The organism is Micromonospora sp. WMMD980 (genome assembly GCF_029626035.1).
Lineage (GTDB): Bacteria > Actinomycetota > Actinomycetes > Mycobacteriales > Micromonosporaceae > Micromonospora.
On record NZ_JARUBE010000003.1, the window covers coordinates 2,495,833 to 2,521,347 of the forward strand.

Consider the following 25,515-nt stretch of genomic DNA (forward strand, 5'->3'; position numbering starts at 1 on the left):
GCGTCTACCCACCCCCACCCCCACCAAACGACCACCCCACCCGCCCGCCACCTGCCGATCTTGCACTTTCCGCCCCGACGAAAGGTGCATATGTGATGTCTCGGGGGCCCAGACTGCAAGATCGACGCCGAGTGGGCGGGGTGGCACGGACAGGGCGGGAGGGGGTCAGCCGCCGAGGGGGGCGCCGCGCCACTGCCAGGTGTGGCGGTGGGGGCGGGCTGGCAGGTCGGCGCGGCCGACGCACCAGCGCAGGGCGATCCACGGGTCCACGTCGGCCAGACCCGGCGCCACGTCGGGGAAGAGTCGCGCCACCACCCGTTCGCACACCGGTCGGGACGGGTCCACCGCCGTGCCGAGGCCGACGGCGATGTCCTCGCCGTGCAGCAGCACCTCGGCCACCCCCATAGCGGCGAACCCGGCCGGGTCGGCCTGGCCGGACGGGTGGAACGCCCGCACCCCGGCCGGCGTGCCCCGCACCGCCAGGGCGAGCAGCTTGGCCGCGCAGGTCACGCACTCGACCGTCTCGGCCGGCGAGGCGTCCGGCTCCAGCACGACGGCGAGGCGGACGAAGCGGTCGGCCGGCCGGGACACCACCTGCGCCGCGTACGACAGCAGCGTGTCGGCCAGGTGCTCGGCGGTCCGCCGGCAGTCCCACTCCAGCCCGCCGGCGCGGCGCGACCAGTCCGCCCCGGTCACCGGCCCGAGTGCCGTCGCCACGCAGGCGGCCGCCCGGTCCAGGTCGTCGGCGGTGACCGTCATCGTGCCCTCCCCCGGGTCGACTCCCGCCCCATCCTGCCCGAGCCGCAGGCGTCCCGCCGCCCCCGACGAGTCGGACCGGGTGGGTAGCATCCGCGCCATGGCTCCCGTCACGCATCCCGGCGCCTGCCCCCTCGACTGCCCCGACACCTGCGTCTGGCAGCTCACCGTCGACGACGGCCGGGCCGTCGCGCTGCGCGGCGACCGCGACCACCCGTTCACCCGGGGCGCGCTCTGCGGCAAGGTGAACCGCTACCTCGACGCGGTCAACGGCCCGGACCGGCTCACCACGCCCTGGATCCGCACCGGCCCGAAGGGCGCCGGGCGGGTGGCGTACCGGCCGGCGAGCTGGGCGGAGGCGCTGGACCGGGTGGCCGCCGGGCTGCGGGCGAGCATCGACCGGGACGGGCCGGAGTCGGTGCTGCCCTACTACTTCGCCGGCACCATGGGCCTCGTCCAGGGCTGGACCATGGGGCCGCGGCTCTTCGCCCACCTGGGCGCGTCCCGGTTGGACACCACGATCTGCACGGCGGCGGCGAACGCGGCGACGCGGTCGATCTACGGCCGGTCGGTGGGCTTCGAGCCGGAGTCGATCGTCGATGCCCGGCTGATCGTGCTCTGGGGCTCCAACCCGCTCGTCACCAACCTGCACCAGTGGCCGTTCGTGCAACAGGCCCGCGAACGCGGGGCGTATGTGGTGACGATCGATCCGCTGCGCACCGACACCGCGACCCGCAGCGACGAGCACGTCGCGCCGCTGCCGGGCACCGACGCGGCGCTCGCGCTCGGGCTGATGCGGCACGTCCGCGACGCCGGGGCCGCCGACGAGCCGTGGTTGGCCGCGCACACCGTCGGCTGGGCCGAGTTGGCCGCCCGGCTCGACGAGTGGCCGGTGGCGCGGGCCGCCGCCGAGTGCGGCCTGCCGGCCGAGGTGGTGCGCCGGCTCGGCGACCGGATCGCCACCACCCGGCCGACCGCGATCCGCGTCGGGCTCGGCCTGCAACGGCACGCCGGGGCCGGGCAGGCGATCCGGGCGATCTGCGCGCTGCCGCTGGTCACCGGCGACTTCCGGTATCCCGGCGGCGGCGCGCTGGTGACCACCAGCGGGCACCACCCGGTCGACAACGGGCCGGTGATCCGGCCGGCCGGCATGCCGGCGCCACCGGCCCGGTCGGTGAACATGAGCCGGCTCGCCGCCGTGCTCACCGGGGAGGCCGACCCGCCGGTGACCTCGCTCGTGGTGTTCAACGCCAATCCCGCCGCCACCGCGCCCGACCAGACCCGGCTGCTCGCCGGCCTGCGGCGCCCCGACCTGTGCACCGTGGTGCTGGAACAGCGCTGGACCGACACCTGCGACCACGCCGACGTGGTGCTGCCGGCCACCATGCAGCCCGAGCACCTCGACCTGCAGACCTCCTACGGGCACCACTACACGACACTGAACCTGCCGGTCACCCGCGCGCCCGGCGAGGCGCTGCCGAACACCGAGATCTTCCGCCGGATCGCCGCCGCGCTCGGCGTCGACCACCCGGCGTTCCAGGACAGCGACGAGGACCTGGCCCGCCAGTTGCTGGCCGGCACGCCGGTCACCTTCGACGAGCTGCGCGAGCGCACGTACGCCCGGCTCACCGGCGTGCCGGTCGGCTCGGCGCCGTTCGCCGACGGCGGCTTCCCCACCCCCGACGGGCGGGCCCGGCTGCACGACCCGGCGCTGGCCCGTCTCGGGGTGGACCCGCTGCCCGGCTACACGCCGCCGGTGGAGGCGGTCGACGCCGACCTGACCCGCCGATTCCCGCTGCAACTGCTCGTCCCGGCCGGCCGCTACCTGATGAACTCCACGTTCGCGTCGCTGCCCTGGCACGCCCGCCGGGCCGGGCCGCCCCGGGTGCACCTGCACCCGACCGACGCGGCGGCGCGCGGGCTGGCCGACGGCGACGCGGTGCGGGTGCGCAACGACCGGGGCGCGTTCCTCGCCGCGGTCGCGGTGGACGAGGCGACCCGGCCGGGGCTGGTGTTCACCTACAAGGCGTACTGGGCCCGGTTGAGCCCGGGCCGGTCCACGGTGAACGCGGTGACCGCGGTCCGCGACGCCGACCTGGGCGGGGCACCGACGTTCCACGACTGCCGGGTCGAGGTCGAGCCGGTGCCGGCCGAGTTGCTGACCACCGATCCCCCCGCCGACCCGCCGGCGACGCGGTACCCGGCCGGTCCGGCCACCGGACACTCCGCCGCGACGGCCGCGGACGCGCACGCCGCCGCGTCGCACTGAGCCGGGCCGGTCCCGGACGCGCACACCGCCGCGCCGGCCGGATCCGGGACCAACGACCCGGGCGGCCGGTGCGTGCCCCCCTGCTCTCCGCGGTCTCCGCCGCCTAGCGTCGGAGACGGTAGCTCCCGGTCGCGGCGCGCGCCGAGCCGGAGGCGTCGGAAACGAGGAGGACGCCATGCGTACGTGGCAGGTGCGGGACGTGATGACCACCGACGTGACGTCGGTGCGGGAGGGTACGGCGTACCGGGAGATCGTCGACGTGCTGACCGGCCGGCACGTCACGGCGGCGCCGGTGGTGGACGACGCCCGGCGGGTCCTCGGGGTGGTCTCCGAGGCGGACCTGATGTACAAGGTGGAGCTGGCCGGGCAGCCGCGTGAGTGGCGGATCCGGCCCGACCGGCACGGCCGGGAGGCGCGGGCGAAGGCCGGCGCGACGCTCGCCGCCGACCTGATGACCGCGCCCCCGGTCACCGTCGCGCCGGACGCCACGCTCGTCGAGGCGGCCCGGCTGATGGACGCCCGCCGCGTGAAGCGGCTGCCGGTGGTCGACGACCTGGGCCGGCTGGTCGGCATCGTCACCCGGGGGGACCTGCTCAAGGTGCACCTGCGCCCGGACGCGGACATCCGCCGGGACGTGGTCGACGAGGTGCTGCGACGCACGCTCGGCGTGCGCGACGGGGTGGTGGACGTGACCGTGCACGGCGGGGTGGTGACGCTCACCGGCCAACTGGAGCGCTGGTCCACGGTGCACCTGGCGCTGCGGATGACCCGGCAGGTCAGCGGCGTGGTCGAGGTGGTCGACGCGCTCGGCTACGCGGTCGACGACGCGCCGATGTCGGCGTTGCGGCTCGGCGGCGGCATGCCCGCCGGCGTCGGCTGAGCGGACCGCGCCGACGGCGTCGCCTGAGCGGACCGCGCCGACGGCGTCGGCCTGAGCGGACCGCGCCGACGGCGTCGGCCTGGGGGGTGACGCCGCCGGCCGGCCTCAGCCCTCGGCCAGCGCGTCCAGCACCAGCGCGGCGGTCCAACTGAACGCCGGCGAGCCGAGGCCGGCCCCGGTGTCCGGGTGGAAGTACTCGTGACAGCCGGCGCCGTCGACCAGGTCGAGCAGGGATTCGCGCAACCCGGCGGCGAGGTCGACCCGGCGGTGGGTGCGCAGCCCCTGCCACAGCAGCCAGCCGGTGTTCACCCAGCTCGGTCCGCGCCAGTAGCGCAGCGGCTCGAAGTCCGGCGCGGTGCGGTCGTGGGTGGGCAGCGGCCGGTCCATCCGGGCGGCCAGGCCGAACCGCGGCGAGCACGCCTCGGCCAGCACGGCCCGCACCTGCGGCTCGGGCAGGTCGGGCAGGGCCAGCGGCAGTAACCCGAGCACGGTCCGGGGTCCGACGAGCCGGTCGGTGCGCACGTCGCGCGGGCGGAACGTGCCGGCGACCGGATCCCAGAGCCGGGTCACCAGGGCCTCGGTGATCCGGGCGGCCCGGTCGCGGTGCGGGCACGGGTCCGCGCCGACGACCGTCGCGATCCGGGCCAGCGCGTACTCGGCGACGCCCAGCGCGGCGTTGACCAGCGGGCACTCCACCAGGAACGGGTGCCGGCCGAGCAGCCCGTCGTCCCGGTAGCGGCCGGCGCGGTAGCTGTCCACCAGGGCGACGTAGCGCGCGTAGTCCAGGTCGGTGGGCCGGTGCGCGGCGTCGGCGTGCGCGGTGTCGTGCCGACGGTACGCGCGCATCACCGACTCGTCGGCCGGCACCGCGGCCAGCGGGGTGTCCCAGGCGGGGCTGTTGTCCAGGCCGGACTCCCACGGGTGCACGATGGCGGCCAGCCCACCCCCGCCGATGTCACGCCGCCCGGTCAGGTAGCGCTGCTGGGCGACCAGCCGGGGGTAGAGCCGGCGCAGCGCGGCCACCGACGCCTCCGACGGCGCGCGGCGGTGCACCAGCCACGCGGCCGGCGCGTGCACGGGCGGCTGCACGATGCCGGAGGTGGGCGCCGCCGGGGCCCCCCTCGGCGCGGCCGGAGTCCCAGAACTCGGGGCCGGGGAAGTACGAGCCGACGCGCAGCACCGGGTTGAACACGATGTGCGGCACCCGCCCGTCGACCCACTGCGCGGCGAACAACGTGCGCAGCTCGCGCCAGGCCCGGTCCGGGCGGACGTGCGCCAGCCCGACCACGATGAACGCCGAGTCCCAGCTCCACTGGTGCGGGTAGAGCGTGCGCGACGGCACGGTGTGGTCGTGTTCCCAGTTGGCGTCCAGGGTGGCCAGCGCGAGCCGGCGCAGCCGGGCGTCCCGTTCGGCGCCGGCCCGGACGCCGGCGGCCAGGCTGCCGGTCACGCGGCGGCCCGCCGGGGCTGGCCCGAGCGGCGCAGCGCGGTGGCGGCCTGGCGCAGCGCGGCGACCGGTTCGCCGCGCAGCCGGCACTCCAGCGCCAGCCAGCCGGGATAGCCGAGGTCGTCGAGCGTGCCCAGCAGCGCGGCCCAGTCCAGGTGCCCGGCGCCGGGCTGGAGCCGGTTGGAGTCGCTGACCTGCACGTGCCCGAGGTACGGCGCGGCGGCGCGCAGCGCCGCGCACGGGTCGTCCTCCTCGATGTTCATGTGGTAGGTGTCGGCGGCCACCCGCACCGCCGGTGACCCGACCGCCCGGCACAGCTCGACGGCCTGGTCGAGGCGGTTGACCATGTGGTCCTCGTAGCGGTTGAGCGGTTCCAGGAAGAGCGTGACCCCCTCGGCGCGGGCGTGCTCGCCCAGCTCGCCGAGCGCGTCGACGAGCACCCGGCGGTCGTCGGCGGGCGAGCGCGGCGGCTCGAACGGTGGCAGCCGGCGGGAGAACATGCCCCAGGCGGCCGGTGTCATGGCGCCGACGCCGCCCAGTTCGGCGATCACCGAGAGTTGGGAGCGCAGGTTGCGGACCGCGTCCCGGGAGCGGTCCGGGTCGAAGTCGCCGATGAAGTGGTCCATCTCGACGCAGACGGTCGGCGTCACCACCCCGGCGGCGTGCGCCCGGCGCAGCTCCGGCAGCCGCCGGGCGAGCGCCAGGTCCCCCCGCCCGCGCAGCTCGATGCCCTGGTAGCCGAGGGAGACGGCGAGGGCGTACTTGTCGATCAGGTCGGCGCCCGGGAGCAACTGCTCCTGGCAGGCCAGTGGGATGTCCATTCAGAACCTCAGCACCACTTGGAGGACGTCACCGTCACCGCGGTCGAGCAACGCCAGGGCGTCGGCCACCGCACCCGCGTCGACGACGTGGCTCACCAGCGGCAGCGGGTCGACGCTGCCCTCCGCCACCAGGTCCATGAAGGTGTGTGCGATCCGTGTCGGGGTCCACCGGCCGGCCGTGCCGGGTGCCGGGTCCGCCCCGGAGACCTGCCCGGCCACCAGGTGGATCCGGTTGTGGTGGAACTCCTCGCCGAGTTCCAGCCCGTGTGCGTACCCCTGGTAGAAGCCGGCGGCGACGACGCGGCCGGCGTGTGCGGTGGCCTTGATCGCCTGGTGCAGCGCCGGGTAGGTGCCGGACAGCTCCAGGCAGACGTCGGCGCCGCGGCCGTCGGTGGCCGTGTGGAGCGCGGCGGCGGCCCGCGTCGCCGACGGCGTCGACGACCAGGCGGGCGCCGTAGCGGCTCGCGTACGCCAGCCGCCTGGGCACCCGGTCGACGGCCACCACCCGGGCCCCGGACAACACCGCGAGCCGGGTGCCGAGCAACCCGATCACGCCCTGGCCGAAGACGCCGACCCAGTCGCCGAGGTGCAGGTCGCCGGCGAGCACCGCGGTCAGCGCGATGGCGCCGGGCCGGGCGAAGACGGCGGCGAGCGGGTCGATGCCGGGGGCGAGCGGGTGGACCGCGGCGGCGGGCAGCACCGCTTCGGCGCGGTGGCCCCAGATGCCCCAGACGAGCTGCCCGGCGCGGCGGTCGGCGACGTCGGGGGCGACCTCGACGATCTCGCCGACCTCCTCGTAGCCGAAGCCGACCACGGGGTAGGCGGGCCCGGTCTGGCGGGGCACGAACATCCGGGCGCCCGCGTCCCAGTCCTTGCGGAGCCGGGGGTTGCTGCCCCGGTAGAGGGTCAGCTCGGTGCCGGCGGAGATGCCCGAGTAACAGGTGCGGACGCGGACCTGGCCCGGACCGAGCGGGTCCGGAGGGCAGGGCTCCAGGCGAACGCGCCGGGGCCCGGCCAGAGAGACAACCCAGTTGCTCATGGCGTCGCTCCGAAGAAAGTGCCGACCTCCATGCTAAACCCAAAAAATGGGCATATGTGATTGGATTGATGAATCCATGGGTATTGATGCAGCGCCGTGCTCCTTGGAGAAAGGTGCCACCGATGCCATCACCCGCACCACGGCTGCTCGCGTCGAGCCTGATCCTGGCACTTGCCGGGGCCGGCGCGACCGCCTGCAGCGACAACGGGCAGAAATCCGACAGTACGCAGATCACCGTGTGGAGCCTGGAGGACGTGGCCGACCGGGTCGCCGCCACCAAGGCGATCATCGCCGACTACACCACGCGGACCGGCGTCAAGGTCAACCTGGTCACCGTCAACGAGGACCGGTTCCCGTCCCTGATCGCGTCCAGCGCCGCCGCCGGCGACCTGCCCGACGTGGTCGGCTCGGTGTCGCTCGCCGGCGTCCGCACCCTCGCCGCCAACGAGCTGCTGGAGCCGGACGCCAACAAGGCGGTGGTCGACAAGCTCGGACGGGACACGTTCTCCCCCCGCGCGCTGGAGCTGACCAGCGACGGCGGCACCCAGCTCGCGGTGCCCAGCGACGGCTGGGGCCAGCTCCTGATCTACCGCAAGGACCTGTTCGACGCCGCCGGCCTGCCCGCCCCCGACACGTACGAGAAGATCGCCGCCGCGGCCGCGAAGCTGAACACCGGCGGCGTCGCCGGCATCACCGCCGCGACCGCCCCCGGCGACGTGTTCACCCAGCAGACGTTCGAGCACCTGGCGCTGGCGAACGGCTGCCAGCTCACCGACGACTCCGGCAACGTCACCCTGGACTCGCCGCAGTGCGTGGCGGCGTTCCGGTTCTACGGCGACCTGATGCGGAACAGCTCGGTCAAGGGCGCGCAGGACGTCGACACCACCCGGGCCACCTACTTCGCCGGCAAGGCGGCCATGCTGATCTGGTCGCCGTTCGTCCTGGACGAGCTGGCCGGCCTGCGCAACGACGCCCGGCCCACCTGCCCGCAGTGCCAGTCCGACCCGGCCTGGCTGGCGAAGAACAGCGGCTTCGTCACCGCGATCAAGGGCCCGAACGGCGCCGAGCCGGCCCAGTACGGCGAGGTCAGCTCCTGGGCGGTGCTGCACGGCGCCGCCGACCCGGCCAAGTCCTTCGTGGAGTACATGCTCTCCGACGGCTACCCGCGCTGGTTCGGCATGTCCCCCGAGGGGCGCTTCCCGGTGCGCACCGGCACACCCGAGGACAGGCAGAAGTTCCGCACCGCCTGGAACACCAGCCCGGCCGGCGTGGACACGAAGAAGCCGCTCTCCGACGTCTACGGCGACGACGTGCTCACCACGCTGCGGGAGAGCCCGGAGGAGTTCCAGCGCTGGGGGCTGACCCAGGGCCAGGGCAAGCTGGTCGGCGCGATCCTCGGTGAACTGCCGGTGCCGAAGGCGCTCGCCGACGTGGTCGGCGGCAAGACCGACGCCCAGGCCGCGGCCGAGCGGGCCAAGAAGGACGTCGAGGCCATCGCCAGGGGCGTCAATTGACCACCACCGCGCCGGAGGCCGGCCGCTCCCCCACCCCGGAGCGGCCCCGCCGGCCCGGCCGCCGCCCACTGACCCTGCGCCGCCGCGAGTCCCGCGCCGGGCTCGCGCTGGTCGCGCCCACCCTGCTCGTCGTGCTCGCGGTGATCGGCATCCCCATCGTGTGGACGGTGGTGCTGGCGTTCCAACGGGTACGCCTGGCGACGCTGCGCAAGACCGGCCTGTTCGGCGAGCTGACGCTGGACAACATCGACCGGGTGCTGCACACCCCCGGGTTCGCCGACACGCTCTGGACCACGGTGCTCTACAGCGTGGGCGGCACGGTCGGCTCGATCGTGGTCGGACTGGCCGCCGCGCTGGCCGTCCGCGGGCCGTTCCGGGGCCGCACGCTGGTGCGCGCGTCGATGCTGCTGCCGTACGTGGCGCCGGTGGTCGCCATGACGTTCGTCTGGCAGGTGATGCTGGACCCGCAGCTCGGCATCGTCAACGACTGGGGGCGACGCTTCCTCGGCTGGGACGCCCCGGTGGCGTTCCTGTCCCAGGAGTCCACCGCGCTGTGGACCGTGATCGCGTTCGAGGCGTGGCGCTACTTCCCGTTCGCGTTCCTGTTCCTGCTGGCCCGGCTCCAGGCCGTCCCGGCGGAGCTGGAGGAGGCCGCCCGGGTCGACGGCGCGACGCCGACACAACGGTTCCGGCACATCCTGCTGCCGCAGCTGATGCCGGTGATCGCGCTGCTCGGCGTGCTCCGGTTCATCATGACGTTCAACAAGTTCGACGACGTCTACCTGCTCACCGGCGGCTCGGCCGGCACCGAGGTGGTGAGCGTCCGGGTCTACCAGTTCCTCACCGCCCGCACCGACATCGGCGCGGCCGCCGCCCAGGCCGTCGTGCTGGCCGTGGTGCTGCTCGTGTTCGTGGCCATCTACCTGCGCTTCTTCGGCGCGAAACGGGAGGCGTGATGGATCGGGACCGGATCGAGACGGTCAGCCTGCGCTGGCTGCGCCGGCTGGTGATCGCCGGCTTCCTGGTGGTCACGCTGCTGCCGTTCTGGTACATGCTGGTGCTCTCGGTGCGCCCGATCGAGCGGCTGCTGCTCGACCCCGGCTCGCTCTGGGTGCCGTTCGGCGAGCTGACCGTCGCCACGTACGCCGAGGTCCTGCGGTCGGTCGAGAACGGCGGGCAGGGGTTCCTCACGTTCATCCGCAACAGCGGGCTGGTGGCGCTGGCCGCCACCGTGCTCACCCTGATCGTGGCCATCCCCGGCGCGTACGCGGTCTCCCGGCTGCGGTTCTTCGGCCGCCGGCAGGTCAGCGCGCTGTTCCTGGCGGTCTACCTGCTCCCGTCGATCGTCATCGCGATCCCGCTGTTCGTGGTCTTCAGTCGGGCCGGGCTGCGCGGGTCACTGTTCGGGCTGGTGCTGGTCTACGTCTCACAGACGCTGCCGGTCTCGGTCTACATGCTCAAGAACTACTTCGAGACGATCCCGGTGAGCCTGGAGGAGTCCGCCGCGATCGACGGGGCCGGCCGGCTCGGCATCATCCGCCGGGTCAGCCTGCCGCTGGCCGCCCCGTCGGTGATGGCGGTCGCGCTCTACGACTTCATGATCGCCTGGAACGAGTTCCTGTTCGCGCTGCTGTTCCTGGTCGACCGGCCGAACCGGTGGACCGTCTCGCTCGGGCTGTCGCTGCTCGCCGACGGCGTCGAAGTGCCCAAGACGGTGCTGATGGCCGGCTCGGTCATCCTCACCCTGCCGATCGTGGTGCTCTTCTTCGCCGGCGAACGCCTGCTCACCGAGGGCCTCACCAGCGGGGCCGAGAAGGGATGACCGGGTGCGATCACCACGGGAGCGCCCGGCCACACGCGGCTGGCCCGGCTGCTCACCGAGGTCATCGCCCCGGGCGCCGCCGCGGTGTTCCGCGCGCCCGCCTGAGCAAGATCAGCTACGGTGGGGTCATGGGCAAGCCGACCCGCTGGGTGACCGACACCAAGCCCGGCCACTCGCAGTGGTACGTCGACCGGTTCCGGCGCCTCGCCGCCGAGGGGGCCGACCTGGCCGGTGAGGCCCGGCTGGTGGACGCGCTCGTGCCACCCGGCGCGCGGATCCTCGACGCCGGCTGCGGCACCGGCCGGGTGGCCGCCGCGCTGGCCGCACGCGGGCACACGCTCGTCGGCGTGGACGCCGACCCGACGCTCGTCGAGGCGGCCCGCGCCGATCACCCCGGCCCCCGCTTCCTGGTCGCCGACCTGGCCGAGCTGGACCTGCCCGCCCACGGCGAGCCGGAGCCGTTCGACGCGGCGGTGGTGGCCGGCAACGTGATGACCTTCGTCGCCCCGGGCACCGAACGCGCCGTGCTGGCCCGCGTCGCCGCGCACGTGCGCCCGGACGGGCCGGTGGTGGTCGGCTTCGGCACCGACCGGGGCTATCCGCTCGCCGAACTGGACGCCGACGCGGTGGCCGCCGGGCTGCGCCCGGAACACCGCTTCGCCACCTGGGACCTGCGGCCCTGGCACGACGACGCGGAGTTCGCGGTGACCGTGCTGCGCCGGCCCGCCTGAGCCGTGCCCGACCCCCGTCGGTGTCCCGCCCGGTCACGCCGGGGCGGCCACCGCCCGAGCGGCCACCGGGTCGAGCGGACTGCCGGCCGGCAACAGGTCCACCAGGCTCGCCGGCAGCCGCACCGGGCGCACCCCGGCGTAGCCGAGCATGCCCGGCACGTCCGCGTCGGCGAGCGCGTACCGCCGGCCCAGGTCGGTCACGACGCAGACCGCGCCGCCGGTCGCGCCCGGCGCGGCCACCGCCTCCACCAGCGCGCCGCGCCCCGGTTCGACCACGACCAGGTCGGCCGTCCCGGCCCGCCCCCCAGGGGTACGCGTGGCGGCGGCCAGGTCCGGCGCGCCGACGCCGAGCCGGATCTCCCGTACCCCGGTGTCGTCGCCGGCCCGGGCGCAGAGCGCGCCGGGCTCACCGGTGGCCAGCCGGGGCGGCTCGGCGGGCGGCGCGGTCGGCCCGGACGGCACGAGGTCGGGCAGCTTCGGCAGCGCGGCGAACCGGCCGAGCGTGATCGGCTCCGGCTCACCCTGCCCGGTGCGCGCGAGCAGCAGCGCGGCCTGCAGTTCGGTGATTCCGGCCAGCCCGCCGCGGGCGGCCACCGCGTACTGCCGGCCGCCGCCGGAGTTGCGCACCAGGTAGACATCGCCGACGGCGGCCCCGGCCACCCGCTCGGACGGCGCGCCGAGGTCGCCCACCGGCGGCGGGACGAGGTCGGCGCCGGCCGGCACGGTGTTGAGCAGCGCCGCCGCCACCGGCACCGCGCGTTCCCGGGTGGCGGCCAGCGCGGCGAGCACCCGGTCGGTGTCGCGCAGCAGGTAGCGCCGGTCGCGCCAGAGCAGGTGCAGCCCACCGTCCGGGTGGCGGACCAGCAGCCCCTGGTCACCGAGGGCGCGGCCGCCCGGCGCGCTCCGGCCGATGAGCAACGCGGACCGGGCCTCGGCCTGCCCCGCCTCGCCGGTCACCGACGAGCAGAGCGTCCAGCCGTCGCGAACCAGCCGGTTCGCGGCGGGTAGCGAGTCCGGGGCGTCGGCGATGCCGAGCGGCAGGCCGCGCCGCACACCCTCGATGGCCCGGCGGGTGACCAGCACGGTCTTCGGCCGGTCCGCACCGATGATCAACAGGGCCGAGGCGTAGTTGAGCACCGGGTGCAGCCGCTCGTCACGGTAGACGAACCGGGCGCCGGACTCCTTCTCCACGATCACCGCTCGGGTGTCCCGCCAGGAGTTGCCGCCGCCGGTGAAGAGGCCGTAGAGCGCCACCGCTCCGAGCGCGATCGCCGCCACCAGCACGCTGGCGAGACCGGCGCCGGCCAGCCGGCGGAACGGCGACTGCGCCGGATCGGTCTCGCGCATGACCAGCGCCGCGACCGCCCGCTGGACGGTGAACTGGTACGAGTGCAGCTGGTCCTGCCGCGACGCCATCGAGTCCCCTCCACCGGATCACCGGCGGACAGGATAAGCGCTCCGTCGACCCTGCGGCGACCCTGCGTGTCCGACCACTCCTCCCCGGGGTGGCGGGACGGGTACCCCCTGGGGTATGGTGGGCGCAGGAGGTGGGACGTGAGGCTACGACCCGAGATGACCGGCGACGCGCTGACCCGACTCAAGCGGGCCCGGGGGCAGCTCAACGCCGTGATCGAGATGATCGAGAACGGTGAGGACTGCCGCGCCGCGTTGACCCAGCTCGCCGCCGTGTCCAAGGCCATCGACCGGGCCGGCTTCAAGATCATCGCTTCCGGCATGCGGCACTGCGGCACCCCCCGGGAGGCGGGCGAGGAGCCGGAGATGACCGAGGAGGAGCTGGAGAAGCTCTTCCTCTCCCTGGCCTAGCACGAACAACCCGACCCGGGTCGTGTGAACGCGACCCGGGCGGGTAGTCCCCTGCCCGGAGACCCGGGCCGAAGTCTGTCTCTCGCATACCCCCGGGGGTATATGCGACGATGAGAGGAGAACGACACGTGACCGTCGAGGTGTCCGTCATCGCCACGTCCTCGCTCGGCGACCGCAGCTACCTGGCCAGCGACGGCCGGGTGGCGATCGTGGTCGACCCGCAACGCGACATCGACCGTGTCCTGCACCTGGCCGGAGCGAAGGGGGTGCGGATCACCCACGTGGTCGAGACCCACATCCACAACGACTACGTCTCCGGCGGCCGGGAACTGGCCCGCATCACCGGCGCGCACTATCTGGTGGCCGCCGCCGACCAGGTCGGCTTCGACCGGATGCCGGTCTCCGACGGCGACGTGACTCCGGTCTCCGACGACCTGCGGCTGCGGATCGTCGGCACCCCGGGCCACACGTTCCACCACCTGTCGTACGTGCTGGACGAGGCGAGCGACGGCGGCTGGTCCCCGGTCGGTGTGTTCACCGGCGGCTCGCTGCTGTTCGGCACCACCGGCCGCACCGACCTGCTGGGCCAGCAGCACGCCCACGAACTGGCCCACCACCAGTACGCCTCCGCGCGCAAGCTGGTCGACCTGCTGCCCGACGGCGCGCAGGTGTGGCCCACGCACGGCTTCGGCAGCTTCTGCTCGGCCAGCCAGGCCGACGCCCCCGAGTCGACCATCGGCCGGGAGAAGGAAGCCAACCCGGTGCTGCGGCTGGCCGCCGACCGGTTCGTCACCGAGACGCTCGCCGGCCTCGACGCCTACCCGGCCTACTACGCCCACATGGGTGTCGCCAACGCCGCCGGTCCCGCCCCGGTCGACCTCACCCCGGTGGCCCGCGCCGACGCCGGTGAGCTGCGCCGCCGGATCGCCGCCGGCGAGTCGGTGGTCGACCTGCGCCACCGCAAGGCGTACGCGGCCTCCCACCTGGCCGGCACCGTCAGCCTCGGCCTGGACGGGCCGATGTCGACCTGGCTCGGCTGGCTGATCGAGTGGGGCGTGCCGATCACGCTGCTGGCCGAGACCCCGGACCAGGTCGCCGACGCCCAGCGGGAACTGGTTCGGATCGGCATCGACCGGCCGGCCGCGCAGGCCACCGGCGCACCCGAGCGGTGGGCCGCCGAGCGGTCGGAGCTGCGCGAGCTGACCGTCGCCGACTTCCCGGCGCTGGCCGCGGCGCAGGCCGGGCACACCCCGTCCGGGCTGCCGGCACCGCAGGTCGTGCTCGACGTCCGGATGACCAACGAGTGGACGGCCGGGCACGTCGACGGTGCGGTGCACGTGCCGCTGCCCGACCTGCCCACGCGGCTCGCGGACGTGCCGGCCGGCACGGTCTGGGTGCACTGCGGCTCCGGCTACCGGGCCGCCGCCGCCGCGTCGCTGCTGACCAACGCCGGCCGTGAGGTCGTACTGATCGACGACATGTTCGGCCAGGCCGAGGCCGCCGGCGTCCGGATGGCCTCGACCGCCTGATCGTCCCCGTTCCCGCCCGGCCGGCGCGCCCCACCGCGCCGGCCGGCGACGCCCCCTGCCCAGAAGGAGAGAGCATGACCACCACCACCCCGTCGACCGTCGACGCGGCCACCCTGCGGGAGCTGATCGCCGCCGGCCGCGCCCCCCGCATGCTGGACGTCCGCACGCCGGGCGAGTTCGATGCCGCACACATCGCCGGCGCCTACAACGTGCCGCTGGACCTGCTCCGGGAGCACCGCGCGGAACTGCGCAACCACCTCGACGAGGACGTCGTGCTGATCTGTCGCTCCGGCGCCCGTGCCACCCAGGCGGAGCAGGCGCTCGCCACCGTCGGCCTGCCCAATCTCAAGGTCCTCGACGGCGGCATGCTGGCGTGGCAGGCCACGAACGCCCCGGTCAACCAGGGCCGGTCGCGGTGGGATCTGGAGCGCCAGGTCCGGCTGGTCGCCGGCTCGATCGTGCTGGCCTCCGTCGTCGGCTCGGTGTGGGCGCCGGCCCTGAAGTGGGTCGCCGGCTTCATCGGCGCCGGCCTCACCTTCGCGGCGGTCTCGAACACCTGCGCGATGGGCATGCTGCTGAGCCGGCTGCCCTACAACCGGGGCGCGAGCTGCGACCTGGACACCGTCGTCGGCCAGCTGCGCGACGCCGGGCGGCGGTCGTGACCGCCCTGGCGCTCACCGTGGCCGGCGCGGTGCTCATCGGCGTGAGCCTCGGCCTGCTCGGCGGCGGCGGGTCCATCCTGGCCGTGCCGCTGCTGGTCTACGTCGCCGGCCTGCCCGCCAAGGAGGCCATCGCCACCTCGCTGCTCGTCGTCGGCGCCACCAGCGCCGTCGGCGTGCTGCCGCACGCCCGCGCCCATCGGGTGCGTTGGCGCACCGGGCTGATCTTCGGTCTGGCCGGCATGACCGGCGCGTACGCCGGGGGCAGGCTGGCCGAGTTCGTCCCGGCGAGCGTCCTGCTCACCGCGTTCGCCCTGATGATGCTCGCCACCGCGGTCGCGATGATCCGCGGCCGGCGCCCGGTCGAGGGCCGTCCGACGCCGCACGAGCTGCCGGTGCCCCGGGTGATCCTGGACGGCGTGGTCGTCGGCCTGGTCACCGGGCTGGTCGGCGCCGGGGGCGGCTTCCTGGTCGTGCCCGCCCTGGCGCTGCTCGGCGGGCTGCCGATGCCGGTCGCGGTCGGCACCTCGCTGGTCGTCATCGCGATGAAGTCGCTCGCCGGCCTGGCCGGCTACCTGTCCAGCGTGCAGATCGACTGGCGGCTCGCGGGCGCCGTCACCGCCGCCGCGATCGTCGGCAGCCTGATCGGGGGGCGACTCGCCAGCCGCGTCCCGGAGGACGTGCTGCGCCGGGCGTTCGGCTGGTTCGTCGTGGTGATGGGCGTGTTCGTCCTGGCCCGGCAACTGCCGCCGATCGCGGGACTCGCGCTGGCCATTCTTGCCGCAGCCGGTACGGTCACGGTGGCGGTGTGGGGCCGCCGAAGGAGGGGACACAGTGGACAGCAGCGCCTGGGACGACCGGTACGCCAACGCATCCGGACTGGTGTGGAGCGCTGAGCCCAACCGGTTCGTGGTCGAGTCGGTCGCCGGGCTGAGTCCCGGCTCGGCGTTGGACATCGCCGCCGGCGAGGGGCGCAACGCGGTCTGGCTGGCCGGTCAGGGCTGGCGGGTCAACGCGGTGGACTTCTCGACCGTCGCCATCGAACGGGGACGGGAGCTGGCCGCCGCGCGGGGTGTCTCGGTCGACTGGCGGGTCGCCGACGTGACCGCGTACCGGCCGGTGCCGGGCAGCTACGACCTCGTGCTGATCAGCTACCTGCACCTGCCGGCCGGCGACTTCGCCGGGGTGCTCGCCGCGGCGAAGTCGGCACTGCGCCCCGGCGCCACGCTCGTGGTGGTCGGTCACGACCTGGCGAACCTCTCCGGTGGCACCGGCGGCCCGCAGGACGCCGCCGTACTGCTCACCCCGGAGGCGGTGGTCGACGGGCTGGCCGGGCTGCGCGTCCGGCGCGCCGAGACGGCCCGCCGCCCGGTGCCGACCAGCGACGGCGGCACGGTCGACGCGCTGGACACCGTGGTGGTGGCCACCCGCCCCGCCGACTGAGCGCGCCGGCCGGGGCGTTCGCCGGGCCGGGAGCCGAGCCGGCCGGTAGCATCCGGTGACGGATCGGCGGAGAGGACACCTGGTGGGCGTGCGTTTCGAGGAGTTGGCCTGGCGCGAGACCCCGATCGGGGAGATCAGCCTGCGCCGGCGCCACGACCCGGCGTTGGCCGCCGACGTCTACGAGGTGAAGCTCGACGACGAGTACCTCATGTCCAGCGCCTTCCCGGTCGCGGAGATCGAGCTGGCCCGGCTCGGGCTGGCCCCGCTCACCGGGGAGACGCTGGACGTGGTGGTGGGCGGCCTCGGGCTCGGCTACACCGCGCGCACCGCGCTGGAGGACGCCCGGGTGCGGTCGCTGCTGGTGGTCGAGGCGATCGAGGACGTCATCGACTGGCACCGCCGGGACCTGCTGCCGTTCGCCGCCGGCCTGGCCGCCGACCCGCGCACCCGGTTCGTCCGGGCGGACTTCTTCGCCGCGGTCGCCGACGGCGGGTTCGACCCGGACGAGCCCGGGCGGCGGTTCCACGGGGTGCTGCTCGACGTGGACCACTCCCCCCGCCACGTGCTGCACCCGAGCCACGCCCCGTTCTACACGGTCGACGGGCTGCGCCGGCTGGCCGCCCTGCTGCACCCGGACGGGGTGTTCGCGCTCTGGTCGAACGACCCGCCCGACCCGGCGTTCCAGCGCACGCTGACCGAGGTGTTCCCGACCTCGGTGGCGCACGTCGTCCGGTTCCCCAACCCGTTGCAGGGCCGGGAGGCGGCGAACACCGTCTACGTGGCCCGGCGCTGACGTCCCACCGGCGGCATGGTCGCCGGCGGCGCGGGAAAGCGCGCGACCACCGCAGGAGACGGGAGGCACGACATGCGCGCGTTGCTCTGGGTGGTCGGCGTCGTCGCCGGCGTGCTCATCCTGCTCGGGCTGCTGCTGGAGGCGGTCCGCTGGCTCATCATCATCGGCGTGATAGCGCTGGCCGCGGTCGTCGTCTTCGCGATCGTGAAGACCCGACGGGTGGCGCACCGCCATTCGGCGACACACCGCTGATGTGACCAACCCGGTAACCTACGCAAGCGTAGGTTACCGGCGGGTCACGTTAGGCTGGGGCCGTCATCCGCGCAGCGAGGAGAGACGGCGATGGACGTGACCCACCCCTGGACCCGCAGCTACGCACCCGGGGTGCCGGCCGAGATCGCCGAGCCGGACGGGTCGCTCGTCGACCTGCTCACCGACGCGGCGGCCCGGTTCGGCCCCCGGGTGGCGCTCGACTTCTACGGCGCCACCACCACCTTCACCGAGCTGGCCGGCCAGGTGACGCGCGCCGCCGAGGCGCTGCGCCGGCTCGGCGTCTCGCCCGGCGACCGGGTGGCGCTGGTGCTGCCGAACTGTCCCCAGCACGTGGTCGCCTTCTACGCCGTGCTGCGCCTCGGTGCGGTGGTGGTCGAGCACAACCCGCTCTACACCGCCGACGAACTGGACCGGCAGCTCATCGACCACGGCGCCGAGGTGGCGGTCGTGTGGGACCGGATCGCGCCGCTGGTCGCGGGGCGCGGCGCCGTGCGTACCGTGGTCGCGGTCGACCTGAGCGCGGCGCTGCCCCGGCTCAAGCGGTGGGCCCTGCGGTTGCCGCTGCCGAAGGTCCGCGCCGCCCGCGCGGCCATGACCGGCCCCGCGCCCGGCGCCCTGAGCTGGTCGGACCTGGTCGCCGCCGCCGGCGGACTGCCGGCCGCGCACCCCGGCCCGGGCGTCGACGACATCGCGCTGCTGCAGTACACCGGCGGCACCACCGGGGTGCCGAAGGGCGCCGTGCTGACCCACCGCAACCTGCGGGCCAACGCCGCGCAGGGCCGGGCCTGGGTGCCCGGTCTACGCGACGGCGCGGAGACCGTGTACGCGGTGCTGCCGCTGTTCCACGCCTACGGGCTGACGCTCTGCCTCACCTTCGCCGTGGGCATCGGCGCGACGCTGGTGCTGTTCCCGCGCTTCGACGCCGACCAGGTGCTCGACGCGGCCCGTCGCCGGCCGCCGACGTTCCTACCGGCGGTGCCGCCGGTCTACGCGCGGCTGGCCACCGCCGCCCGCGAGCGCGGCGCCGACCTCACCTCGATCCGGTACGCCATCTCCGGCGCGATGGCCCTGCCCCCGGCCACCGTGGACCTGTGGGAAGAGGTGACCGGCGGGCTGCTCGTCGAGGGGTACGGGATGACCGAGACGTCCCCGATCACGCTCGGCAACCCGGTCGCGCCGACCCGCCGACCTGGCACGGTCGGGGTGCCGTTCCCGTCCACCGAGGTCCGTATCGTCGACCCGGAGGACCCGACCCGCGACCGTCCCGCCGGCGAGCCGGGCGAGCTGCTGGTGCGCGGCCCGCAGGTGTTCTCCGGCTACTGGAACCGGCCGGACGAGACCGCGCGGGTGCTGCTGCCCGACGGCTGGCTGCGCACCGGCGACATCGTCACCATGGATGCCGACGGCTTCGTGACCGTGGTCGACCGGATCAAGGAACTCATCATCACCGGCGGCTTCAACGTCTACCCGTCCGAGGTGGAGGAGGCGCTGCGCCGCATCCCCGGCGTGGTCGAGGCCGCCGCCGTGGGTGTGCCCACCGCCGACGGCGAGGAGGTCGTCGCGGCAGTAGTGCTCGACGTCGCGGTGGCCGGCACCCCGGAGGCGATCCGCACCGCGTGCCGGACCCACCTGGCCGGCTACAAGGTGCCGCGCCGGGTGGTGGTGGTCGACGATCTGCCCCGCTCCCAGATCGGCAAGATCCTCCGCCGCGAGGTCCGCGACCGGCTGCTCGCCGACGGCTGAACCGCCGGTCAGAGCCAGCCGTTGGCCCGGGCGGCGCGGGCCGCCTCGATCCGGTTGCGGGTGCCGGTCTTGCCGATCGCCGCCGACAGGTAGTTGCGGACCGTGCTCTCCGACAGGTGCAGGGCGGCCGCCACGTCGGCGACCGTCGCGCCGTCCATGGCGGCGGCGAGCACCTCGCGTTCCCGGTCGGTCAGCGGGTCCGGCCCGGCCGAGAGCGCGGCCACCGCCAGCGCCGGGTCGATCACCCGTTCGCCGGCCAGGACCCGGCGCACCGCCGCCGCCAACTCCTCCACCGGGCCGTCCTTGACCAGGAAGCCCCGGGCGCCGGCCGCCAGCGCCCGGTGCAGGTAACCGGGCCGGCCGAACGTGGTGAGGATGAGCACCCGGCAGGTCGGCACCTCGGTCCGCAGGGTGACGGCGGCGTCCAGCCCGGTGCCGTCGGGCATCTCGATGTCGAGCAGCGCCACGTCCGGGCGGTGAGCCGCAGGCCGCCGTCGGGAGCCGGGGCGACGTCCAGCGTGCCCCGCTCCCGGCCCAGGCGCTCGGCGAGACCGCGCAGCCCGTTGCCGTGGCCGGGTCGACCGCCGACGCCGTCGTCGCGCACGGTCAACACCGCGCCGTCGGCGTCGGCACGCACGTCGATCTCGCACCGGATCGCCCGGCTGTGCCGCAACACGTTCGTGACCGCCTCCCGCAGCACCCAGCCGAACGTGTCGTCGGCCGCCGCGTCGAGCGGGTCGCCGTCGCGCCGTACCGTCACCGCGATCCCGGCGTCGGCCAGCGCGGCGCGGGCGTTGGCCAGTTCCCGGCCGAAGCTGTGGTCCCGGTAGCCGGTGACCGCCTCGCGCACCTCGGCCAGCGCGGTCCGGCCGATCCGCTCGATGTCCGCCGCCTCGGCCGCCGCCCGGTCCGGGTCCGCCGGCACGAGCCGGCGCACCACCTCCGCCTTCACCACCACCAACGACAGCGTGTGCCCGAGCAGATCGTGCAGGTCGCGGGCGAACCGCAGCCGTTCCTGCCGCACCGCCGCGCGGGCCAGCTCCCGCTGGGTGCGGCGCAACTCGGCGACGAGCTGCGCCATCCGGCCGAACGCCAGCGTCATGGCCCCGGCCAGCATGGTGATCAGCGCCGTCTGCGCGGTCTCGGCGGCGGGCGCGCCCCGGGTCGCGCCGATCACCGCGACGGCGGCGACCGCGCCACCGACCCATCCGAAGCCCCACACCGGCCGGTCCACCGTCACCGCGCCCGCCGCCACGTACACCAACAGGATCAGCCAGCCGCCGGGGCCACCGGCGTACGCGGCGGCGAGAGCCACACCCAGCAACGCGAACGCCACCAGCGCGAGGCGTCGCGGCAGCGGCGGGACCGGTAGCGACAGCACCGGCACGGCCACCATCGCCAGGTAGAGCACCGCGAACCCGATCAGCCCGACGGCCGCCGCCGCGGCGGGGCGCACCTCGCCGCCGGCGATCGTGGCGGCCGGTGGGACGAGCAGCCAGAACCACAGGGTGTGCGCCGCGACCAGCGCGATGCCCCGCCGCCGGGCGGCGGCGTCGACGTCGGTGCGGGCCATGTCCGTCACGGTACGGCGGTCAGCGGCGGGCGGTCGAGCGACGGTACGCGCCGGCCGCCGACACCGCGAACACGCCGGTCCAGGCGAGCAGCAGAACCAGTCCGGCCGGCGTCGGCGCCCGCCCGTCGACCGCGCGCCACCCCAGTTCGGCGAACCGGTAGGTGGGCAGCGCGTGGGCGAGGTGGCGCAGCGCGTCCGGGAAGTACGTCACCGGTACCAGCAGGCCGCCGAGCACCGACAGGGCGAGGAAGACGAGGAACACCGCCGGCTGGGCGAGGTGCGGCGCCAGCGCGTACCCGATGGCGAGCCCGAGCAGCGCGAACGGCGCCGTACCGAGCCACAGCGCGACCACCAGCGCGGCCCACCGCCCGGCGGAGAGTCCGACGTGGTGCTGGAGCACGCCGGTGACGCCGACCGCGACGACCGCCGGCACGCCGCTGAGCATGCCGGTCAGGGCCTTCGCCACCACCACCTGCCGAGGTGGCAACGGGGTGACCCGGAGCTGGCGCAGCCAGCCGGACGCGCGTTCCTGCGCGACCGAACCGGTCACCGTGAGCGCGCCGGCCACCGCGCCGTAGCCGGCCAGGCCGACCATGAGCGCGGTGGCCGCGTCGAGGCCCTCCAGCCGGTCACCGCCGGCCAGCGGGGAGAAGATCAAATAGGTCACCACCGGGCCCAGGACCGTGAACAGGGTCAGCCGCAGGTCCCGGACCAGCCGCCGCAACTCGAAGCGCAGGTAGGCACGCACGTCAGTGTCCCGTCGTCGTCGAGGTGAGCGCGCGGAAGGCGGCCTCCAGGCCCGGACCGGCGACCTCCAGGCCACGGAAGCCCTGGCCGGACGCCAGCGCGAGCACCGTCGCGTCGGCGTCCTCGGTGGTGAGCAGCACGCGGTCGCCGTGTACCCGCACCGACCGCACGGCGGGCAGCCGGTTGAGGCCGTCGACCGACCCGCCGGCCAGGTCGAAGGCGACCGTGCGAGCCCCGGCCAACGCGCGGACCTGCGCCGGTGTCCCGTCGGCCACCACCCGACCGGCGGCGAGCACCACGACCCGGTCGGCGTACTCGTCGGCCTCGGGCAGGTGGTGGGTGCTGAACAGCACGGTGCGGCCGTGGTCGGCGTAGCGCCGGATCGCCGTCCAGAACGCCCGCCGGCCCTCGACGTCCAGGGCGGCGGTCGGCTCGTCGAGGACCAGCAGGTCCGGCTGACCGGCCAGGGCGAACGCGAACCGGGCGCGTTGCGCCTCCCCGCCGGAGAGCCGGTCGACCCGGCGCGTGGCCAGATCGGTGAGCCCGGCCAGGCGCAGGATCCGGTCGGTGTCCAGCGGGTGGGGGTAGAGCGCGCGGGCCAGCTCGACCAGGTCGGTGACGGTGGCGCCGGGGACGAAGCCGGCACCCTGGAGCATCGCGCCGACCCGGCCGGCCCGGATCGCCCCGGCGGGCGTCCCGCCGAACAGCGACACCGTCCCGGCGTCGGCCGGCGCGAGCCCCAGCAGGATCGAGATGGTGGTGGTTTTGCCGGCGCCGTTCGGTCCGAGCAGGGCAACCGTGCTCCCCCGCGCGATGCTCAGGTCGATCCCGTCGACCGCCCGGACCGGGCCGTAGTGCCGGGTCAGCCCGGCCAGTCGTACCGCGTCGTCGTCCATGTCCCGAGGCTAGGGAGGCCGCGGCGGCGCGGGCAGGGCCGGCGATACCCGGTCGGCCGGTACAAATGTCACCCGGCGAGGTGGGAGTCCACGGTCGTGGCAGGTCGAACAGGGCGAACACCGCCGGGTCGACCACCCGTCCCGCACCGCCGCACCGCGCCGCCCGGTGAGCGGTTTGCCGGCATGGGACCACGGGTAGACGGGCGTCCATGATGGATTCACGGGGAAAGGCGGTCGGGCGTTACCTTCTGCGGCTCGTCGGCGGGGTGTCGGTGATCTGTGGGCTGCTCATGGCGTTCGGCAGTCTCGCCGACGGTAACCTCGTCGGGATCGTCCTCAGCGTGGTGCTGATCGGCGGTGGGGTGTTCGCGCTCAAGCGTTCCGGTGGCCCACGGCGGGCGGAGGCTTCGACCTCCGCGCCGGTCCCGGGGCAGCCGGCGAACTGATCCGGCGCCGACACCGGCCGCGTCTCGCGGCCGGTGTCGGCGCCTACGCCTAGGCTGGGGCGGTGATCGACCGACGGCAGGTGATGAGCTTCCGCATGCGGGCCCAGCAGCTCGACCGCGCCGAGGGCACGTTCGCCGACACCGCCGTGTTCGACCTCGGCGCGCAGGACACCGGTCCCGACGGCGCCCGCTGGGCGCTGGCCCTGCGCGGCGTCGACGCGTCGGCGTCCACCGGCGACGACCTGGTCCTGCTCTGGACCGTGCGTGGCGCTCCGCACCTCTACCGTCGTGCCGACGTCGGCCGGGTGGCCGCCGCGGTCGAGCCGTTCTCCGACGCCGACGCCGCCAAGCGCATCTACGACGCGGCCAAACCGTTGAAGGCGGCCGGCATCGGCATCGTCGCCGCGCTCGACGAGGTGGCCGCGCGGATGCGCACGATCGTCGCCGAGCCGACGGTCAAGGGCGACGTCTCCGGCCGCCTCGCCGAGGTGCTGCCCGAGCCCTACCTGCGCTTCTGCCGGCCGTGCGGGGTCACCCACCTCTACGAGATGCCGTTCCGCCTGGCCGCCGTGCGGGCCGGCCTGGAGCTGACGCCCGGCACCTCACCGCCGGTGCTGCGCCGCATCCCGTCCTTCCGCCCGGCGGCGACCCCCGGCGACCGGCTCGACCTCGTCCGCGCCCACCTGCGGCTGCTCGGCCCGGCCACACCGAAGCACGTGGCCGACTACCTCGACGCCCCGGTCAAAGACGTCAAAGCCCGCTGGCCGCAGGACGCGGTGGAGGTGACCGTGGACGGCGAGACCCGCTGGCTGCTGGCCGCCGACGAGGCGGCGCTGTCGTCGGCCGAGAGCACCGCGACCCGCCTGCTCGGCCCGTTCGACCTCTTCCTTCAGGCGAAGGACCGGGCGACCCTGGCGCCCGACCCGACCCGCGCCAAGGAGTTGTGGCCGGTGCTGGGTCGACCGGGTGCGGTGCTGGCCGACGCCGACCTGGTCGGCACCTGGCGGCCCCGCAAGTCCGGCGCGAAGCTGACCGTCGCCGTGCAGCCGTGGGGAAAGCTGACCGCCGCCCAGCGTCACGACGTGGGCGAGCAGGCCGAACGCCTCGCCGCGCACCGCTCGGCCACTCTCGCCGGGGTCGAGTTCGCTGACTGAGGGGAGCCGCAGCAATGGGCGACGAACCGCCGGTACGGGTAGCGCTGCGGATCGCCGACGGCCTACGGGCCGTGCGTGAGCAGTGGTTCCCGCGCGGATGATCACTCTTGGAGCCAGGACAGCGAGGGTGTCGCCTCCTCCCGGATCCGCCCGCCGCGCACCTCCCACCCGGTGGCGCCACCGCGTTCGTCGGACACGAGGAACAGGCCGACCGGTCGGTCGCCGTCCTCGTCCACCGGCGACATCGCCGCCAACTCGTCGAGCTGCGCGCGCAGCCAGGGCAGTCGCGCCTCGCGGATGTCCCCGCCGTAGAAGAGATAGAGCGTCCAGTTGAACGGTGCCGTCGGGAAGGCCCAGCCACCGGAGTAGAGATCGTCATGATGCCGCCGGATGATCTCCTCCGCCGCACTCCGCTGCTTGAAGTCGATCTCCAACCAACCGCGAACCGACGCGTACATGCTTATGCGTCCACCGTAGGGACAAGCATCAGCCGAGGCACTCGACGGTCGCGGGCACCAGGCCGTGGCCGCGCACGACGCCGGTGAGCCGGCGCAGCAGCGGTCGCAGCGCGTCCCGGTCGAGCGGCTCGGCCGTCACGTCCAGGCACCACGCCACCCCGCCGGCGTGCCGCAGCTCCCAGCGCAACGCCGTCCCGTCGACGCGCAGCCGACCGGCGCCGTGCTCCGTCGTCCCGTCGAGGCGCAGGGCCGCCCGCAACTGGCCCAGCCGGGCGGTGTCGAGCCCGCCGGCGAACAGCACCCGGTGCACGGGTGGACCGACGTCGAGCCGCAGCGGCGCCGCGCCCGCCAACGACACGTCGTCGCCGAAGCGGTCCCGCAGCGCGTCGTCGTCGGGCAGCGCCCCGCCGCCCAGCCGGCGGTAGGTCTCCGCCGCCTCGGTGCGGCTGACCGCGCGGACCCGGGCCCGCACGTCCGGGTCCGTGCGGACCGCGCGGGCGAAGGCGGCGGAACTCCACCAGCCGCCGTGCGCCGGCGTCCACCCGGCGGTACGCAGGCGCGTCGCCGACAGGTCGTCGGCCAGCTCGAACTCCTCGACCAGCAGCCCGCGCGGGCAGTCCGGGTCGAGCAGGTAGTAGTCGAGCGTGGACGTGACGGCGACCCGTGTCGCCGAAGCCTCGGTCACCCGGGCACGGTAG

The 25,515-nt window shown here is 74.9% G+C and carries 27 protein-coding genes and 2 pseudogenes; 17 read left to right on the plus strand and 12 right to left on the minus strand.

Annotated features, from left to right (window positions below):
• Positions 1 to 165 precede the first annotated feature (165 nt).
• Positions 166 to 759 carry a hypothetical protein gene (locus O7618_RS12065; RefSeq protein ID WP_278106144.1) on the minus strand — a complete coding sequence of 198 codons (594 nt, stop codon included), beginning with the start codon at positions 757 to 759 and terminating at the stop codon, positions 166 to 168.
• Positions 760 to 856: 97 nt separating this feature from the next.
• Here O7618_RS12065 and O7618_RS12070 point away from each other — a divergent pair, with 97 nt between their 5' ends.
• Together O7618_RS12070 and O7618_RS12075 are read left to right on the plus strand one after the other, a co-directional pair.
• A complete protein-coding gene (locus O7618_RS12070) occupies positions 857 to 3,025 on the plus strand; it encodes a molybdopterin-dependent oxidoreductase (protein WP_278106145.1) in 2,169 nt (722 codons plus the stop codon).
• A 175-nt stretch (positions 3,026 to 3,200) separates the two neighbouring features.
• On the plus strand, positions 3,201 to 3,905 hold the full coding sequence (locus O7618_RS12075) for a CBS domain-containing protein (protein WP_278106146.1): 705 nt from the start codon (positions 3,201 to 3,203) through the stop codon (positions 3,903 to 3,905).
• Positions 3,906 to 4,010: 105 nt separating this feature from the next.
• On the opposite strand, the gene O7618_RS12080 is transcribed toward O7618_RS12075, so the two are convergent.
• The 4 genes from O7618_RS12080 to O7618_RS12095 are packed head-to-tail and all read right to left on the minus strand — an operon-like array spanning position 4,011 to position 6,392.
• Positions 4,011 to 4,928 (minus strand): hypothetical protein, encoded by a 918-nt coding sequence (locus O7618_RS12080; protein ID WP_278106147.1) that lies wholly within the window; start codon positions 4,926 to 4,928, stop codon positions 4,011 to 4,013.
• Positions 4,861 to 5,355, minus strand: a complete 495-nt coding sequence (locus O7618_RS12085) for a hypothetical protein (protein WP_278106148.1) — start codon at positions 5,353 to 5,355, stop codon at positions 4,861 to 4,863. The genes O7618_RS12080 and O7618_RS12085 overlap by 68 nt, the downstream gene beginning before the upstream one ends.
• The gene (locus O7618_RS12090) at positions 5,352 to 6,173 is read right to left on the minus strand and encodes a sugar phosphate isomerase/epimerase family protein (protein ID WP_278106149.1); all 822 of its coding nucleotides are present in this window, start codon (positions 6,171 to 6,173) and stop codon (positions 5,352 to 5,354) included. Before O7618_RS12090 ends, O7618_RS12085 begins: the two co-directional genes overlap by 4 nt.
• Positions 6,174 to 6,392, minus strand: coding sequence for a hypothetical protein (locus tag O7618_RS12095; RefSeq protein ID WP_278106150.1), 219 nt, complete (start codon positions 6,390 to 6,392; stop codon positions 6,174 to 6,176).
• Positions 6,393 to 6,522: 130 nt separating this feature from the next.
• Here O7618_RS12095 and O7618_RS12100 point away from each other — a divergent pair, with 130 nt between their 5' ends.
• The 5 genes from O7618_RS12100 (at position 6,523) to O7618_RS12120 (ending at position 11,279) form a co-directional block, all read left to right on the plus strand.
• Positions 6,523 to 7,272: a hypothetical protein gene (locus O7618_RS12100; RefSeq protein ID WP_278106152.1), complete on the plus strand. Its 750-nt coding sequence runs from the start codon at positions 6,523 to 6,525 to the stop codon at positions 7,270 to 7,272.
• 62 nt (positions 7,273 to 7,334) lie between these two features.
• Complete coding sequence (locus O7618_RS12105; protein WP_278106153.1) at positions 7,335 to 8,726, plus strand: extracellular solute-binding protein; 1,392 nt, start codon at positions 7,335 to 7,337, stop codon at positions 8,724 to 8,726.
• Positions 8,723 to 9,682, plus strand: a complete 960-nt coding sequence (locus O7618_RS12110) for a sugar ABC transporter permease (protein WP_278106154.1) — start codon at positions 8,723 to 8,725, stop codon at positions 9,680 to 9,682. Before O7618_RS12105 ends, O7618_RS12110 begins: the two co-directional genes overlap by 4 nt.
• On the plus strand, positions 9,682 to 10,548 hold the full coding sequence (locus tag O7618_RS12115) for a carbohydrate ABC transporter permease (protein ID WP_278106155.1): 867 nt from the start codon (positions 9,682 to 9,684) through the stop codon (positions 10,546 to 10,548). The genes O7618_RS12110 and O7618_RS12115 overlap by 1 nt, the downstream gene beginning before the upstream one ends.
• Positions 10,549 to 10,676: 128 nt before the next feature.
• On the plus strand, positions 10,677 to 11,279 hold the full coding sequence (locus tag O7618_RS12120; protein ID WP_278106156.1) for a class I SAM-dependent methyltransferase: 603 nt from the start codon (positions 10,677 to 10,679) through the stop codon (positions 11,277 to 11,279).
• A 33-nt stretch (positions 11,280 to 11,312) separates the two neighbouring features.
• Here the strand turns inward: O7618_RS12120 and eccB are convergent, their stop codons facing one another.
• Positions 11,313 to 12,695: a type VII secretion protein EccB gene (gene eccB, locus O7618_RS12125; RefSeq protein ID WP_278106158.1), complete on the minus strand. Its 1,383-nt coding sequence runs from the start codon at positions 12,693 to 12,695 to the stop codon at positions 11,313 to 11,315.
• 138 nt (positions 12,696 to 12,833) lie between these two features.
• On the opposite strand from eccB, the gene O7618_RS12130 reads away from it, so the two are divergent.
• From O7618_RS12130 to O7618_RS12165, 8 genes are all read left to right on the plus strand, one after another.
• Entirely contained in the window at positions 12,834 to 13,103 is a 270-nt protein-coding gene (locus tag O7618_RS12130; RefSeq protein ID WP_278106159.1) for a metal-sensitive transcriptional regulator, read from the plus strand.
• 128 nt (positions 13,104 to 13,231) lie between these two features.
• Positions 13,232 to 14,632, plus strand: a complete 1,401-nt coding sequence (locus tag O7618_RS12135) for an MBL fold metallo-hydrolase (RefSeq protein ID WP_278106160.1) — start codon at positions 13,232 to 13,234, stop codon at positions 14,630 to 14,632.
• Between the two features lie 74 nt (positions 14,633 to 14,706).
• Complete coding sequence (locus O7618_RS12140) at positions 14,707 to 15,294, plus strand: rhodanese-like domain-containing protein (protein ID WP_278106162.1); 588 nt, start codon at positions 14,707 to 14,709, stop codon at positions 15,292 to 15,294.
• A complete protein-coding gene (locus O7618_RS12145) occupies positions 15,291 to 16,187 on the plus strand; it encodes a sulfite exporter TauE/SafE family protein (protein ID WP_278106163.1) in 897 nt (298 codons plus the stop codon). The genes O7618_RS12140 and O7618_RS12145 overlap by 4 nt, the downstream gene beginning before the upstream one ends.
• Positions 16,126 to 16,734 carry a class I SAM-dependent methyltransferase gene (locus O7618_RS12150; protein WP_278106164.1) on the plus strand — a complete coding sequence of 203 codons (609 nt, stop codon included), beginning with the start codon at positions 16,126 to 16,128 and terminating at the stop codon, positions 16,732 to 16,734. The genes O7618_RS12145 and O7618_RS12150 overlap by 62 nt, the downstream gene beginning before the upstream one ends.
• Before the next feature lie 82 nt (positions 16,735 to 16,816).
• Positions 16,817 to 17,527: a spermidine synthase gene (locus O7618_RS12155; RefSeq protein WP_278106165.1), complete on the plus strand. Its 711-nt coding sequence runs from the start codon at positions 16,817 to 16,819 to the stop codon at positions 17,525 to 17,527.
• A gap of 72 nt (positions 17,528 to 17,599) precedes the next feature.
• A complete protein-coding gene (locus O7618_RS12160; protein WP_278106166.1) occupies positions 17,600 to 17,779 on the plus strand; it encodes a hypothetical protein in 180 nt (59 codons plus the stop codon).
• Positions 17,780 to 17,833: 54 nt separating this feature from the next.
• On the plus strand, positions 17,834 to 19,543 hold the full coding sequence (locus O7618_RS12165; RefSeq protein WP_278109983.1) for a long-chain-fatty-acid--CoA ligase: 1,710 nt from the start codon (positions 17,834 to 17,836) through the stop codon (positions 19,541 to 19,543).
• Positions 19,544 to 19,551: 8 nt separating this feature from the next.
• On the opposite strand, the pseudogene O7618_RS12170 reads toward O7618_RS12165, so the two are convergent.
• The 4 genes and pseudogenes from O7618_RS12170 to O7618_RS12185 all read right to left on the minus strand — a co-directional run.
• Positions 19,552 to 20,016 (minus strand): annotated as a pseudogene (locus tag O7618_RS12170) (response regulator transcription factor); the annotation flags it as partial.
• A gap of 359 nt (positions 20,017 to 20,375) precedes the next feature.
• Positions 20,376 to 21,116 (minus strand): annotated as a pseudogene (locus tag O7618_RS32215) (histidine kinase dimerization/phosphoacceptor domain-containing protein); the annotation flags it as partial.
• 19 nt (positions 21,117 to 21,135) lie between these two features.
• Positions 21,136 to 21,864 (minus strand): ABC transporter permease, encoded by a 729-nt coding sequence (locus tag O7618_RS12180; protein WP_278106167.1) that lies wholly within the window; start codon positions 21,862 to 21,864, stop codon positions 21,136 to 21,138.
• A 1-nt stretch (position 21,865) separates the two neighbouring features.
• Complete coding sequence (locus O7618_RS12185) at positions 21,866 to 22,759, minus strand: ABC transporter ATP-binding protein (protein ID WP_278106168.1); 894 nt, start codon at positions 22,757 to 22,759, stop codon at positions 21,866 to 21,868.
• A 209-nt stretch (positions 22,760 to 22,968) separates the two neighbouring features.
• Between O7618_RS12185 and O7618_RS12190 the strand changes: the two genes are divergently transcribed.
• Both O7618_RS12190 and O7618_RS12195 read left to right on the plus strand, forming a co-directional pair.
• Positions 22,969 to 23,205, plus strand: coding sequence for a hypothetical protein (locus O7618_RS12190; protein ID WP_278106170.1), 237 nt, complete (start codon positions 22,969 to 22,971; stop codon positions 23,203 to 23,205).
• A gap of 62 nt (positions 23,206 to 23,267) precedes the next feature.
• The gene (locus tag O7618_RS12195; protein WP_278106172.1) at positions 23,268 to 24,359 is read left to right on the plus strand and encodes a winged helix DNA-binding domain-containing protein; all 1,092 of its coding nucleotides are present in this window, start codon (positions 23,268 to 23,270) and stop codon (positions 24,357 to 24,359) included.
• 101 nt (positions 24,360 to 24,460) lie between these two features.
• Here the strand turns inward: O7618_RS12195 and O7618_RS12200 are convergent, their stop codons facing one another.
• The gene (locus O7618_RS12200; protein WP_278106173.1) at positions 24,461 to 24,817 is read right to left on the minus strand and encodes a hypothetical protein; all 357 of its coding nucleotides are present in this window, start codon (positions 24,815 to 24,817) and stop codon (positions 24,461 to 24,463) included.
• 28 nt (positions 24,818 to 24,845) lie between these two features.
• Positions 24,846 to 25,502, minus strand: coding sequence for a hypothetical protein (locus O7618_RS12205; RefSeq protein WP_278106174.1), 657 nt, complete (start codon positions 25,500 to 25,502; stop codon positions 24,846 to 24,848).
• Between the last annotated feature and the right edge of the window lie 13 nt (positions 25,503 to 25,515).

What these genes read in the sequence shown, in the direction of transcription:
- O7618_RS12140 (WP_278106162.1), top strand. Translation starts at nt 14,707, where the DNA reads ATGACCACCACCACCCCGTCGACCGTCGACGCGGCCACCCTGCGGGAG.
- O7618_RS12075 (WP_278106146.1), top strand. Translation starts at nt 3,201, where the DNA reads ATGCGTACGTGGCAGGTGCGGGACGTGATGACCACCGACGTGACGTCG.
- O7618_RS12120 (WP_278106156.1), top strand. Translation starts at nt 10,677, where the DNA reads ATGGGCAAGCCGACCCGCTGGGTGACCGACACCAAGCCCGGCCACTCG.
- O7618_RS12200 (WP_278106173.1), bottom strand. Translation starts at nt 24,817, where the DNA reads ATGTACGCGTCGGTTCGCGGTTGGTTGGAGATCGACTTCAAGCAGCGG.
- O7618_RS12065 (WP_278106144.1), bottom strand. Translation starts at nt 759, where the DNA reads ATGACGGTCACCGCCGACGACCTGGACCGGGCGGCCGCCTGCGTGGCG.
- O7618_RS12160 (WP_278106166.1), top strand. Translation starts at nt 17,600, where the DNA reads ATGCGCGCGTTGCTCTGGGTGGTCGGCGTCGTCGCCGGCGTGCTCATC.
- eccB (WP_278106158.1), bottom strand. Translation starts at nt 12,695, where the DNA reads ATGGCGTCGCGGCAGGACCAGCTGCACTCGTACCAGTTCACCGTCCAG.
- O7618_RS12070 (WP_278106145.1), top strand. Translation starts at nt 857, where the DNA reads ATGGCTCCCGTCACGCATCCCGGCGCCTGCCCCCTCGACTGCCCCGAC.
- O7618_RS12185 (WP_278106168.1), bottom strand. Translation starts at nt 22,759, where the DNA reads ATGGACGACGACGCGGTACGACTGGCCGGGCTGACCCGGCACTACGGC.
- O7618_RS12115 (WP_278106155.1), top strand. Translation starts at nt 9,682, where the DNA reads ATGGATCGGGACCGGATCGAGACGGTCAGCCTGCGCTGGCTGCGCCGG.
- O7618_RS12190 (WP_278106170.1), top strand. Translation starts at nt 22,969, where the DNA reads ATGATGGATTCACGGGGAAAGGCGGTCGGGCGTTACCTTCTGCGGCTC.
- O7618_RS12090 (WP_278106149.1), bottom strand. Translation starts at nt 6,173, where the DNA reads ATGGACATCCCACTGGCCTGCCAGGAGCAGTTGCTCCCGGGCGCCGAC.
- O7618_RS12105 (WP_278106153.1), top strand. Translation starts at nt 7,335, where the DNA reads ATGCCATCACCCGCACCACGGCTGCTCGCGTCGAGCCTGATCCTGGCA.